Source organism: Roseivivax sp. THAF197b (assembly GCF_009363255.1).
Taxonomy (GTDB): domain Bacteria; phylum Pseudomonadota; class Alphaproteobacteria; order Rhodobacterales; family Rhodobacteraceae; genus Roseivivax.
In genome coordinates this window covers 337,012-349,261 of the sequence record NZ_CP045318.1, presented here as the reverse complement: position 1 = coordinate 349,261, position 12,250 = coordinate 337,012, and the positions used below count along the sequence as shown (strand labels likewise).

The following is a 12,250-nucleotide window of genomic DNA, read 5'->3' as shown; positions in this document are numbered from 1 at the left end:
CGCATCTCGTCTCTGCCCCCAAGTGCCAAGGTGGAGCGGCACGTCTGTCGCGCCGCTCCGAGCATCAGGGTCAGATCACCACATTGGTGATGTCATCCTCGATCTGGACCGTCGCATCGCCCAGTACGAAGACGTTAAAGGTCTGTCCGTCCTGCGTGGTCTGGCCTGCGGCCTGTGCGCCCGTGATCGTCACGGTGTCGTCGACGCCGCCGGTGATCGTCACCGTGTCGGAGCCTTGCGACAGGGCCGTGACCTGCGCCTCGGTCAGGGTCAGCTGGCTGTCTTCCGCGAATTGCAGGTCGATCGTCTCGATCTCGAAGGCACCAAGCGTCTGGGCCAGCCCGTCGGTCATGCCGACCTCGTTGGTCAGCGGATCGTCGACCACGTGCAGCGTGCCCGCGACATTGCCCGCCGCATCGGCAGAGGTGACCACGAGGTGCGATCCGTCCGGCACCGTCTCATCGAAGAAATACGAGGTCTCGCCCCGGCTTTCGATATCAAAGGAGGAATAGCCGACATCGCCCACCGTGCCGTTCTGCTCGACATGGCCGATATAGACCGCGTCATCCGTCGACTCGAGCGAGACGCCCGTCAGACCCGTGTGGTTGCGGGTGTAATCCGTGACCTCCGGGCTGTCCGGCACGACGGTGTCGAAAGACAGCTCCGTGCTTTCGGTGCGGGTATTGCCCGCCGCATCCGTCGCGTCCAGCGTGACGGTCACCGCATCAAGCTCGCCCGTGGGCAGGTCCGCCTCGGCGATGGTGACGGTCCAGTTGCCTGCCGCATCGACGCTCGCATCGTGCTCGATGCCGTCCAGCGTCACCTTGAGCGTCGAGCCGGGCTCGACCACTCCGGTAAGCGTCAGACCTGCCGCCGCTTCCGCCGCGTTCACGACACCGTCGCCCGCAATCGGACCCGCCGAGAAGGCGAGGCTGTCGACTTCCGTATCGACGAGGAAGCTCGTCGTGGTCTGGGTCCGGTTGCCCGCGGGATCGACGGTCACGATCGTGGCTTCGGCCTGATACGTGCCCTGCGCCAGCTCTCCGGCGGCGAAACCTGCCGTCCAGTTGCCGTTCTGGTCGACGCTGGTAGGACGTGTGACCCCGCCTAGCGTGACCATCACCGTGCTGCCGGGCTCGGTCGTGCCGCTGAGCGCAATGCCGTTTGCCGCCTCTGCCCCGTTCACGACGCCGTCGCCCGCCACGGGTGTGGTCGAGACGCCGAAATTCTGCACCTCGGTGTCGATCTGGACGCTGTCGGTGCGCACGAGCGTGTTGCCGGCTGCATCGGTGATCGTCGCGGTGATCTCGGCCTCATAGGTGCCCGGTGCGATCTGACCGGGGGCGAAGGTCGCGTTCCAGACCCCGTTCGCATCGGTGATCACATCCTGGCTCACGCCGCCGAGCGTGACGGTCACAAGCTGGTTCGGGTCCGATGTGCCGGTCAGCGTGACGCCGTCGGAGGCCTCCTCCGCATTGACCACATCATCCGCCTCGACCGGAGCCGCGCTGATCTGCAACTGGCCCGCAACCGTATCGACCACGACGTTCTGGGTCAGCGTGTCGACATTGCCTGCCGCATCGGTCGCGGTGGCGACGATGTCGTAGCTGCCCTCGCCTGCGGGGATCGCCGAGGCCGGGAAGGACGCCGTCCATGTGCCGTCGGGTTGAACGACAGCCGGAACAGTGGTGCCTGCGAAGCTCACATCCACGGTCGAACCGGGCTCGGTCGTGCCGGTCAGAACCAGCCCCTGCGCGGCCTCATCGGCATTGATCGTGCCATCAGCGCCACCCGGCGTCGCGGTGTTGGTGAAGTTCGTCACGAGCGTGTCGATCTCGACCTCGCCCGTGGCCGTCGCCTCGTTTCCGGCGGCATCGGTTGCCGTGACCGTGACCGGAACGGTGGTTTCACCCTGCGGGACGGCGGAGGCCGGATAGGTCACGGACCAATTGCCATTCGCATCCGCGGTCGTGGTCTCGGTGGTGCCGCCCATCGTGACGTCAACGGTCGATCCCGGCTCGGACGTGCCGGTCAGGGTGACGCCGCCCGTGGCCTCGTTGCCATTGATCACGCCGTCGATCCCGCCCGTCACGGAGGTGTCGGCAAAATCCGTCACCAGCGTATCATAGGCGATGGTATCGCTGATCGTGTCGGTATTGCCCGCCGCATCGGTCGCGACGGCGATCATTTCGAGCGTACCTTCGCCCGTCGGCAGATCCGCGGCCGCATAGCTCACGGTCCAGCTGCCATCTGCTCCAACATTGGCCGCCTGCGTCACACCGCCGAGCGTGACCTCCACGGTCGAGCCGGGCTCGGACGTGCCGGTCAGGGTCAGGCCCTGCGCGGCTTCGGCGGCATTGATCACACCGTCCGCGCCGCCGGGCGTGGATGTGTGGGTGAAATTCGTCACCAGCGTGTCGATGGCGACTATGCCCGTCGTGGTGGCGACATTGCCCGCGGCATCCGTCGCAGTCGCGGTCATGTCGAGCGTGGTCTCCCCCTCGGGCAGGTCTGCCGCGGAATAGACCACCGACCATGTGCCGTCCTCGGCCACGGTCGCGCTTTGCGTGACGCCCCCCAGGGTGACCTCGACGACAGAGCCTGCTTCGGACGTGCCCGACAGGGTCACGCCGCCGTCGCGCTCGGACGCGTTGATCGTACCGTCGCCGCCCATCGCTGCGGTATCGGCGGTGAGCGAGATTTCGGTATCGACCACGATCGTATCCGTGAGAACGGTCGCGTTGCCCGCCGCATCGGTCGCGGTGATGGTGATGTCCTGCGTATAGGTGCCCTGCCCGATGACGGTCTCGTCGAGATCGAGCGTCCAGGTGCCCTCTGACACGGTCGCATCGAAGGTCGTGCCGTCGATTTCGACAGTAACGGTCGCGCCGGGCTCGACGCTGCCGGTCAGGGTGATGCCGCCATCCTGCATCTCCGCATTGACCAGCGTGCCGCTGGTGATCGTGCCGTCCTGCACTTCCACCGGCGGTGCGGTCACGTCGATATCGTAGATCGGGCCGCTCAGGTCGGTGACACGGCCATCGGGGTCGGTGACCACGGCCGTCACGGTATAATTGCCGTCCGCGGGGAAATCGTCCCCGGTAAAGACCACGGACCAGCTCGCATCTTCGCCCGCGACGGTCTCGATCTCGGCGTCACCGATGGTCACGACCACGGTCGCGCCCGGCTCCGCGATGCCGGTCACGGTGATCTCTTGCGCGTCGTCGCCATAGACCGCGCCGCTTTCGCCCGCACCGTCGATTTCGGGATCGAGCGGCACGTAGCCGCCACCGCCGTTTCCGTCGCCGTCACCCTCGCCTTCGCCCAGCAGGGCGGCACCGACCGCAGCCGCACCCGCCGCTACGCCAAGACCGCCACCGCCCGCGAGCGTGGTGCCGAGAAGCGTGGTCGCAAGCATCGAGGTCTCTTCGTCCTGGACCATCCCCATTTCTGCCACATCCACCGGCGAATCGAGGAAGATCAGCTCGTCATTGGGGCTCCATTTGCCGAAGGTCTCCGCCGGGCCGTAGGTCGCCAGGAGAACGCCATCGCCCGCCTCGGTCAGCATCACCTCCGAAAGAGAGCCATTCGCACTGAGAAAGAGCCGCGCACCGGCAGCCTCGAAGTAATCCGCGATCACGATGGTCTGCCCATCAGCGAGGGAAATCACGAGGTCGGAGCCCTCCCGCGTATATCCGCGCAGGCTGGCCTGCGAGACGTTCAACGAGATGGATTGCCCGGGTTGCGCCTGAAGGGTGAAGGAATCGCCATTGCTGGCCAGGGAAGAAAACTGCACGTCGCCCGCAGGGGCGCGCACAGCGACATCGATCGCTTGCATACTGTTTACCGCTCTTGCCTCAGCGGCGATCTCTTTGGTGGATCGCCTGCATTATGATTATCACTGCAATAGCGGAATTACGCTTATGCGGCTACAAAATTTAGCCACAATTTCGCCGCTTCATGATTTACGACGCCGCTGTTGTCAAATTCCAACAATCAACCTGCGGCAGATAAGCCCGCAAAAATCGTTTTAATTTTAGGCGCTTGCCCCGTCTGTGAGGCGGCTACATCAAGGGCCGTTGGCGCAGAGACGCCTCGTCAACGAGCCCTTCTGCCTCAAGCGCCTCGATATCCGGCACAGAGAGACGCCCGTCGCTCCAGGTCGCCAATTGCTGGTCGCGCAGCCGCGCAAGCGTCTTGTTGGTATGCACCAGCGACAAGCCTAGCGCATCGGCCAGATGCTGCTGCCGGAAGGGCAAGGGCACGGAAATGCCCTGGCGCATCTTCAGCCCTTCGAGCCTGCGATACAGGCGGGAGAAGGCCCAGGCGATCCGCTCGAAGGCGGATTTCTGACCGATTGCTGCGAGCGCCTCGCTCAGGAAACGCTCCTCCCCGGCGGCGATCCAGGTCAGATCGAACGCCCGCTCTGCATGTTCGCGGTAGAGCGTCCACAACTCGGTGCGGTTGAAGACACACAGGGTCATGTTGGTGGTCGCTTCGACCGAATGGGTTTGCCTGTTCATCACACCGGCCTGCAGACCGATGAAATCGCCGGGCAGCACGAAACTCAGCACCTGACGCTTTCCGGATTCGAGGATCTTGTAGCGCAACCCGAAGCCCGAAAGCGCGGTGAACAATTGCGGGGCATTTGCACCCTCGGACAGGATCGGCGTGCCTGCTTGCAGGGACATCTCGCCGATCTTGAACCGCTCCATGAAGCTGACTTCGGAATCGGTCATCGGCTTGAACAGGGGAAGCTTGCGGATCGGGCAGTTTGCGCATTTCGACGACATGAAAAAACCACCCGAGCTATGTCATAGTTTAATGCGGGGCGGTCCGATCCGTTCCATTTAGCGTGCAAGATAACGCGGCAGGACCAAGGTTGTGCGGCAGATGGGGATACGGGGGGCGCGTTGTGACGCGTGGGCCTCGCATCGTCATTTGCCATGCCTTGCGGTCCGCCCGCTGCCCTGCAGGCCCGCCGATCCGGCGCGCGCAGGCAAAGGTTCAGTGGCATAAGCCTGCTTCCTGGCTGAGGGGCCAAGGGAGTGGGTTGCCACTGGAAGCGCAAGGGTCGCATCCCGCCGGTGCGGCCCTTGCTGCGCTTCAGGGATATGCGGTCTGCCGAAAGCTCAGGACGCCTTCAGCAATTCGCGCACCGCGGGTTCCTTGAGCGGCTTTTTGTGCAGACTCTTGAGGAGGTCCGAAAGGTCTTCTTCGATCACGCGCTTCGCGGCATCCTTCGGTTTGAACCACCGCCGCTTGCGCTGGCCCTTTTCCTTCCAGTTCCGCTTCAGCTTTTCGACAATCATCGGAAACACGCGCACGACGCACGGAACGATGGCGCCATCATTCATGATCTTGGTGTAGCGGTAGGTGCCGACCATTTCGGAGCCGATATAACCAACCGCGCCCGCTTCCTCGAGCGCTTCGATCTCGGCCGCGCGCCAAGGTTTCTTGCCGTCCATTTCCCAGCCCTTGGGCATGACCCAACGACCCGTGTCCCGGGAGGTCACCATCAGGACCTCGACACTGCCATCTTTCAGGATCCGGAGCGGCATGGCCGCAATCTGCTCGCCTTCAACAGGCATAATGAAAACACTTTCTTATTTTCGATAAGTATATGGATTAAAGGGACTCCGTCAACGAATCACTAAAGGTTCGGTGCAATTCCGGGCGTATAGCCAGCCTTCAGCACGGCGATCATCGGTGCCGGGGTCAAAAGCCGCGCGGGTGCGGATAAAGGCGGATCGGCGGGCGCGTAATGCGCCCCCTGCCAGAGCCACCACGCGCCTCGCCATTTCAGATAAGCCTTTGTTTCACCTGATGAAATGAATGCCCCATCGGGCAAATCCTCGGGAATGGCCGGAAGCACCGGATGCGGAGCCAGGCGCGCGGCATGCAGATGCGCATCCATCACCGCTGCCTTGGGCGATGCCCCAACCTCCGGCAAGGCTGCCGCGAAGGCCGCGCGGAAGGCGTTGAAATCGGCCCGGCGGCATTCGGCGCAAGGGCGATGCCCCGCCGCCATGGCCGCCGCCTCGTCGGGAAAGAACAGCTCCGTATAGCTGTCGGGCTTCATGATCTCGCGATGACGACCCTTGAATGCGAGCAGGCAGGTAATCCACGCCTTGCCCTTCCAACGTGCGCGCTGCAGCCTGCCTGCCTCGTCGTGCAACCGTCCGCGATTGCCCATGGCCGCCCCTCGCCAGCTGGCGGTGACGATTTCGCCAAACGGGGTCACGCGGTTCTGCAGCGGCATGGGCTTGTTCTGCCTGAGGAAAGGTGAAAGGCCGCGCCCCGGATCGGGACACGGCCTTTCGAAATACTGGCGGACCGAGGAGGATTCGAACCCCCGACCCCCTGATTCGTAGTCAGGTACTCTATCCAGCTGAGCTATCGGTCCAGTGAGGGGCGAATTATCCGTCAGCCCGCACGATTGCAAGGGCCGTTCGAGAAATTTCTGTTACGGCCCTAAAGGTCGCCCATCGGCAGCCGGATCACGAACAGGGTTCCGGTTTCGTCCGAACGTTCAAGATCGAGCACGCCGCCATGGCCGCGCACAAGCTCCGCGACGATGGCAAGACCCAGCCCCGAGCCGCCCTTGCGCGCGCCGCCCTGAAACGGCTGGAACAGGAACTCACGCGCTTTGGGCGGCAGACCCGGCCCGGTATCGCAGACCTCGATGAGCCAATGCGTATCATCGCTGCGTCCGCAGACATTGATCTCGCCCCCCTGCCCGGAGCCGGTGATCGCCTGCCGCGCATTCCGCACAAGGTTCGACACCATCCGGTACATCTGTTCGGGATCGCCGCGAATGGTCATCGAAGCGGGGATATCCGCCGAGAGCGAGACATCGTCCTCGCCGATGGCCAGACGCTCAGCCTCGAAGACATCGTCGACGAGCTCGGCGAGGTTGAAGCGGGTCAGAAGCGGCGCGGGCTCCTCGGCCCGCCCGAAAGCCAGCGTGCTTTCGCACAGGCTGACCGCACGGGTGATCGAGCCCACGAGCTTCGGCGCCATGCGCCGCACAAGCGGATCCTCGGAGCCTTCGATCCGGTCGGTGAAAAGCTGCGCCGAGGTCAGGATATTGCGCAGATCGTGGCTGACCCGCGCCACGGCGCCGCCCAGCTGCGCCAACCGCTCCTTCTGTTTCAACGACTGGGTGAGCTGCGATTGCAGGCTTTGCAGCGCCTCTTCGGCCTCGCGGATTTCGGTCACGCTGGACAGCGGGGTGATGATCCGGCGGGCGTCTTCGGGCGCTTTGGAATAGGCCTGCATGTTCGCCACGACGGACTTGATCTGCTTGACCAGGAACTGCCGCACCGCAAGGAACAAAAGCCCCGCCGTGATGACGGAAATCACGAGCGACAGCGCGAGGATGCGCAGCCCGTAATCGATCATCGCCATCCGCAGGTCCCGCGTGTCCATCGTCGTTTCGATCAGCAGCCCCGCTTCGCGCGACGGCGCACCGATCACACGGATGATCTCGGGTGTGGGATCGGCCAGCCGCCGCACGGCATCGACGATCAGCCTGGGCGCGCCCGCATCACGCAGATCGAAGGTCTCCGCGATGGGGCCCGGCATGGGGGAGGACAGCACAAGCTGCCGCGCCGCATCGCGCCGCAGCACCACGTTGAAGACCCCGGCATTGAGGAGGAGCTCCTCCTCGAGATCGCGGTCGATCATGTCATCGGCCAGGAGTGCGAGCGAGGCGATCTGCGCCCGCTCCAGCCGGTCATTGAGATAATCCAGCCGGAAGCGCGCGATTGAGGGGAAGAAGATGAACGCCTCGGCCAGCATCACGAACAGCACCGTGAGGATCAGAAAGCGTCCTGAAAGGGTGCGGAACATGGGCGCCAAACTACTCCTGCCCGTTAGGGAATGTACCTCTGCACGAAGCTCACGATGCGCTTGACCGCCGTGCTTTCGAACAATCTCGGCGAAAAATAAGCACCCGCAGCGCGTTTGTTAAGCTCGCCATAGGTGGGATAGGGCGAAACCATGCTGGTGACAGCCTTCATCTTCATTTTATTCGCCAAGGCGAAGGCCCAGAAGTTGATATGCTCGCCCGCCTGATGGCCCACGATGGAGGCGCCCACAGGCTTGCCGCCCGCGACCATCACTTTCACAAGGCCGGTCGTGTGCCGCTCCGCCTGCGCGCGGTCATTGCCGTCATAGTGAAAGCGCACGACTTCAAGCTTGGGTCCGTGCTTTTTCTCCGCCTCCGCTTCGGTCAGACCGACCTGCGCCAGCTCGGGCTCAATATATGTGGCCCAGGGAAGGTGGCTCGTCTTGGCCTTGGCAGGCAAACCGAAGAGCGCCGACTGCACCACGATGCCCGCGTGATAGCCCGCCACATGCGTGAATTGCAGACCGCCCGCGGCATCGCCGATGGCATAGACGCGTCTGTTGGTGGTCTTGAGATACTCGTCCACCTTCACGCCGGTCTTCGTGGTCTTGATCCCGGCCTTGTCGAGATCGAGCGCGTCGGTATTGGCCTTTCGTCCCACGGCGACAAGGATATGGCTGCCCTTGAAGACGCGGCCGTCCTTCGTTTCGACCTCGATATTCCCGGCCGTGCCGCGCACCTCCTTCGCGAGCGCGTCCTCCTCGATCACGAGGCCTTCGCCCCGCAGACGATCCAGCGCGATGGCGGCGAGCTCCGGATCGTCCTTGCCCAGCGCCTTGGCGCCCTCGATCACCGTGACGCGGCTGCCGAGGCGCCGATGCGCCTGCGCCATCTCCATCCCGATGGGGCCGCCACCGATGACCAGAAGATGCTCGGGCAGTTCGCGCAGATCCCACAGCGATTCGTTCGTCAGGTAGGGCACCTGTTCGAGCCCGGGGATCGGCGGCACGAAGGCCGTCGAGCCGGTCGCGATCACGATGCGCCGCGCGGTGATGCGCGCGCTGGCCGTCTCGACCGTATCCTCCGAGACGAAGCGGCCTTCTTCCTGGATCACGCGCGCGCCGAAGCCTTCGAACCGCTCAACGCTGTCATGCGGCGCGATGGCGGCGATGACGTCATGAACGTGGTCCTTGACCGCGGCGTAATCGACCTTGGGCTCCACCGCCTCGATGCCGAATTGCGCGGCGTTCCGCATCTGGTGGGCGACCTTGCCTGCCTTGATGATCGCCTTCGAGGGCACGCAGCCGTAGTTCAGGCAATCGCCGCCCATCTTGTGCCGCTCCAGCAGAACGACATCCGCGCCCATCTGCGCCGCGCCCGCAACCACCGACAATCCGCCCGAGCCCGCGCCGATGACCAGCAAATCCGTCTTGATCGTTTCCATGGCTCAGAGCCCTTTCTTGCCGCGCACGGCCTTGAGGAGGATGGGAAGCGCCGCCAGCGCGCACAGCCCGAGGATGGGCAGCAGGATCTGCGGCTCGAAGATGATGCCGAGATTGGGCGTCTCGCCCCGCTCGAAAACCTGGCCCAGCCCTGCGCCGACCGACGTGTAGACCACGGCGCCCGGAATGATACCGATGAAGGTCGTGATGACGAAGCGCCAGAGCGACACGCCCACAAAGGCCGGGACGACGTTGGCCACGAAGAAGGGCACGGCCGGGATGAGACGGATGAGAAACAGCATTTCCCACTGATTCTCGTCGATGCCGGTCTTGATGCGGCGCACGAGCCCGTCCGAGGCGTTCATCTTCTGGGCCATCTTCTCCCCGAGGCCCCAACGGGCAGCCGCAAAGATCAGCGTGGCGCCGATTGTTGCCCCGGTGATGTTGAAAAGCGCGCCCGGAAAGGTCGCGAACAGAAAACCGCCCGTGAGCGTGGCGATGGTCGCACCAGGCAGCGAGAAGGCGACGATCAGCACATAGGCCAGGATGAAGACCGCCACGGTCGCGAGATAATTGGCATCGCGGAAGGCCAGCAGCGCCTCGCGGTTCTCGCGCAGCGTGTCGAAGGTCAGGTAGTCGCGCAACGTGAAAGCGCCGATGGCGGCCACGACGAGAATCGCAATGAGCGGCAGGTTTCGGAGAAGCGGCGATCGCTTGGCGTCTTCGGTCATGTCGGTATCCATCGGTGTGTCGTCCTGTCAGAGGGCTGCGGGTCCCCTTCTACATGCGGGTGCCGTGCCGCCTGCGACAGGCGTCTCACGGGTGCTTGATGCATATGTCGGTCTTTGTGGGCCTGAGGGCCGTCTTGCGGGGCATTCTGTAACAATCCCAACGCCGCCCGGCGGAAAATGTTGCAGAACCCGCATCTCAGAGGTTTGACTTGGGGTTTCATCTTCCCTATAGCGCGGGCTTCGAGAGATTCATCGGCTCTGCGGACGCTGTCCCCGCCTGAGCCCGAGACGACGGAGACAGACAGATGTCGAAACGCACGTTTCAGCCTTCCAACCTGGTGCGCAAGCGCCGCCACGGGTTCCGCGCACGCATGGCCTCCAAGGCTGGCCGCAAGATTCTGAACGCACGCCGCGCGCGTGGCCGCAAGAGCCTGAGCGCTTAATCCTCCCAGGGATTATGGTGAACGAGATGACGCCGCCGAAGGCCCCCGACCAAACGGACGGGACCCTGCCTTCGGCGGCGTCCTCGTGCGCAGAGGCCACGCCCGACGCGCCTGCGCCCGCCAAGGCGCTGGCGACGCTGACCAAGCGCGCCGAGTTCCTGCGCGCCGCGCGCGGCGACAAGCAGGGCACGGCCTCGATGATGGTGCAGGGTCATGCCCGCCACGATGATCGGGCGGGCGTTCGGGTCGGCTTCACCTGTTCGAAAAAAGTCGGCAACGCCGTCGCACGCAACCGTGCCAAGCGGCGTTTGCGCGAAGCCGCGCGCGCTGTGATCGCCGAACAGGGACGCCCCGGCTGGGACTATGTCCTGATCGGCAAGCGGGACGCGACGGCTGCGCGTCCCTTCGATGCGCTGAAATCCGATCTCGCCTATGCGCTGCGCAAATTGCACGGGCGTGCGGATACATGAGCCCCCTCGCCCGTCTTCTGGCCCTGCCGGTCCACGGCTACCGGCTGTTTCTGTCGCCATGGCTCGGCCGGTCCTGCAGATTTCAGCCCACCTGTTCGGCCTATGCGCTCGAAGCGCTCGAGACGCATGGGGCGCTTCGCGGCGGCTGGCTCGCGGCCAAGCGGATCGCGCGCTGCCATCCCTGGGGCGGCTCGGGCGTCGACAACGTCCCTCCGCCCCGGTAAGAGGCGCGCAAACCGCCCGCACAGGTCTGCCCCATGTTCGACAATGCCGACGATATCCACCCGCTCTTCGAGGGCGCGCCGAAGTCGACGGAGTTCAAGAAGCTCCGCAAACGGATCGTGCAGAATGCCCGCGAGGCGATCGAGCAATACGGCATGGTCGAAAAGCCCGCGTCCGATGGGTTCCGGCCCAAATGGCTCGTCTGCCTCTCGGGCGGCAAGGACAGCTATACCCTGTTGGCCGTGCTCCACGAATTGCAGTGGCGCGGGCTGCTGCCCGTCGATCTGCTGGCCTGCAATCTCGACCAGGGCCAGCCGGGGTTTCCGGCGACGGTGCTGCCCGAATTCCTGGAACAGATGCAGGTGCCGCATCGCGTCGAATACCAGGACACCTATTCCATCGTGAAGGACAAGGTGCCTGCGGGCCGGACCTATTGCGCGCTGTGTTCGCGGCTCCGCCGGGGGCATCTCTATCGCATCGCGCGGGAAGAAGGCTGCTCTGCCGTGGTGCTCGGCCATCACCGCGACGACATTCTTGAGACGTTTTTCATGAACCTCTTTCATGGCGGCAGGCTGGCCACGATGCCGCCGAAACTTCTCAACGAGGAAGGCGATGTCTTCGTCTATCGCCCGCTCGCCCACGTGGCCGAGGCCGATTGCGAGAAGTTCGCTCGCGCGATGAATTACCCCATTATTCCCTGTGACTTATGCGGCTCGCAAGACGGGCTGCAACGCCAGCAGGTCAAGCAGATCCTCGACGGATGGGAGCGCAACAGCCCCGGACGGCGGCAGGTGATGTTCCGGGCCCTGATGAATGCGCGCCCGTCGCATTTGCTCGATCCGAAACTGTTCGATTTCGCGGGTCTGACGCGCGAGATCGCCGCAGATGAGGGCGATTGTCCGGATATTCCGAGCCTGCGTTAAGCGATCCTTCAGGGAATCGGCACAATTGTGGCGAGAACAAACGGTAAACGTTTCTCTCTGGAAAGGGTGCCCCATGAAGACGGTATCCAAGAAAACGGCGCTGCAACAGTTGACCAAACGGCCTAGGCAGATCCTTTCGGGTCCGCATGCGCTCGCTTTCCTGCCGG

Annotated in this window: 11 protein-coding genes and 1 tRNA gene; 4 read left to right on the top strand and 8 right to left on the bottom strand. The window is 64.0% G+C overall.

Annotated elements, in window-relative coordinates; all coding sequences use genetic code 11:
- Positions 1 to 70: 70 nt before the first annotated feature.
- From FIV09_RS01765 to FIV09_RS01730, 8 genes are all read right to left on the bottom strand, one after another.
- Positions 71 to 3,838 (bottom strand): Ig-like domain-containing protein, encoded by a 3,768-nt coding sequence (locus FIV09_RS01765; protein ID WP_152448377.1) that lies wholly within the window; start codon positions 3,836 to 3,838, stop codon positions 71 to 73.
- Between the two features lie 226 nt (positions 3,839 to 4,064).
- Positions 4,065 to 4,793, bottom strand: a complete 729-nt coding sequence (locus FIV09_RS01760; RefSeq protein WP_152448376.1) for a Crp/Fnr family transcriptional regulator — start codon at positions 4,791 to 4,793, stop codon at positions 4,065 to 4,067.
- 339 nt (positions 4,794 to 5,132) lie between these two features.
- Positions 5,133 to 5,591, bottom strand: coding sequence for an NUDIX hydrolase (locus FIV09_RS01755; protein WP_152448375.1), 459 nt, complete (start codon positions 5,589 to 5,591; stop codon positions 5,133 to 5,135).
- Positions 5,592 to 5,653: 62 nt separating this feature from the next.
- Complete coding sequence (locus FIV09_RS01750; protein WP_152448374.1) at positions 5,654 to 6,262, bottom strand: hypothetical protein; 609 nt, start codon at positions 6,260 to 6,262, stop codon at positions 5,654 to 5,656.
- A 67-nt stretch (positions 6,263 to 6,329) separates the two neighbouring features.
- A tRNA-Arg gene (locus FIV09_RS01745) sits at positions 6,330 to 6,406 on the bottom strand.
- Between the two features lie 68 nt (positions 6,407 to 6,474).
- A complete protein-coding gene (locus FIV09_RS01740) occupies positions 6,475 to 7,854 on the bottom strand; it encodes a HAMP domain-containing sensor histidine kinase (RefSeq protein WP_152448373.1) in 1,380 nt (459 codons plus the stop codon).
- A gap of 23 nt (positions 7,855 to 7,877) precedes the next feature.
- Positions 7,878 to 9,296 carry an NAD(P)/FAD-dependent oxidoreductase gene (locus FIV09_RS01735; RefSeq protein ID WP_152448372.1) on the bottom strand — a complete coding sequence of 473 codons (1,419 nt, stop codon included), beginning with the start codon at positions 9,294 to 9,296 and terminating at the stop codon, positions 7,878 to 7,880.
- Between the two features lie 3 nt (positions 9,297 to 9,299).
- Positions 9,300 to 10,037, bottom strand: a complete 738-nt coding sequence (locus tag FIV09_RS01730; RefSeq protein WP_371417740.1) for a TVP38/TMEM64 family protein — start codon at positions 10,035 to 10,037, stop codon at positions 9,300 to 9,302.
- Positions 10,038 to 10,330: 293 nt separating this feature from the next.
- Between FIV09_RS01730 and rpmH the strand changes: the two genes are divergently transcribed.
- The 4 genes from rpmH to ttcA are packed head-to-tail and all read left to right on the top strand — an operon-like array spanning position 10,331 to position 12,083.
- Positions 10,331 to 10,468, top strand: a complete 138-nt coding sequence (gene rpmH, locus FIV09_RS01725; protein WP_152448371.1) for a 50S ribosomal protein L34 — start codon at positions 10,331 to 10,333, stop codon at positions 10,466 to 10,468.
- Positions 10,469 to 10,494: 26 nt separating this feature from the next.
- Positions 10,495 to 10,938 carry a ribonuclease P protein component gene (gene rnpA, locus FIV09_RS01720; RefSeq protein ID WP_152448370.1) on the top strand — a complete coding sequence of 148 codons (444 nt, stop codon included), beginning with the start codon at positions 10,495 to 10,497 and terminating at the stop codon, positions 10,936 to 10,938.
- Complete coding sequence (gene yidD, locus FIV09_RS01715) at positions 10,935 to 11,162, top strand: membrane protein insertion efficiency factor YidD (protein WP_152448369.1); 228 nt, start codon at positions 10,935 to 10,937, stop codon at positions 11,160 to 11,162. The genes rnpA and yidD overlap by 4 nt, the downstream gene beginning before the upstream one ends.
- Before the next feature lie 33 nt (positions 11,163 to 11,195).
- Positions 11,196 to 12,083 (top strand): tRNA 2-thiocytidine(32) synthetase TtcA, encoded by an 888-nt coding sequence (gene ttcA, locus FIV09_RS01710; protein ID WP_152448368.1) that lies wholly within the window; start codon positions 11,196 to 11,198, stop codon positions 12,081 to 12,083.
- The last annotated feature ends 167 nt before the right edge of the window (positions 12,084 to 12,250 follow it).

Excerpts from the sequence above, each read along its gene's own strand:
- FIV09_RS01765 (WP_152448377.1), bottom strand. The coding sequence starts at position 3,838 with ATGCAAGCGATCGATGTCGCTGTGCGCGCCCCTGCGGGCGACGTGCAG.
- FIV09_RS01760 (WP_152448376.1), bottom strand. The coding sequence starts at position 4,793 with ATGTCGTCGAAATGCGCAAACTGCCCGATCCGCAAGCTTCCCCTGTTC.
- FIV09_RS01755 (WP_152448375.1), bottom strand. The coding sequence starts at position 5,591 with ATGCCTGTTGAAGGCGAGCAGATTGCGGCCATGCCGCTCCGGATCCTG.
- FIV09_RS01750 (WP_152448374.1), bottom strand. The coding sequence starts at position 6,262 with ATGCCGCTGCAGAACCGCGTGACCCCGTTTGGCGAAATCGTCACCGCC.
- FIV09_RS01740 (WP_152448373.1), bottom strand. The coding sequence starts at position 7,854 with ATGTTCCGCACCCTTTCAGGACGCTTTCTGATCCTCACGGTGCTGTTC.
- FIV09_RS01735 (WP_152448372.1), bottom strand. The coding sequence starts at position 9,296 with ATGGAAACGATCAAGACGGATTTGCTGGTCATCGGCGCGGGCTCGGGC.
- FIV09_RS01730 (WP_371417740.1), bottom strand. The coding sequence starts at position 10,037 with ATGGATACCGACATGACCGAAGACGCCAAGCGATCGCCGCTTCTCCGA.
- rpmH (WP_152448371.1), top strand. The coding sequence starts at position 10,331 with ATGTCGAAACGCACGTTTCAGCCTTCCAACCTGGTGCGCAAGCGCCGC.
- rnpA (WP_152448370.1), top strand. The coding sequence starts at position 10,495 with ATGACGCCGCCGAAGGCCCCCGACCAAACGGACGGGACCCTGCCTTCG.
- yidD (WP_152448369.1), top strand. The coding sequence starts at position 10,935 with ATGAGCCCCCTCGCCCGTCTTCTGGCCCTGCCGGTCCACGGCTACCGG.
- ttcA (WP_152448368.1), top strand. The coding sequence starts at position 11,196 with ATGTTCGACAATGCCGACGATATCCACCCGCTCTTCGAGGGCGCGCCG.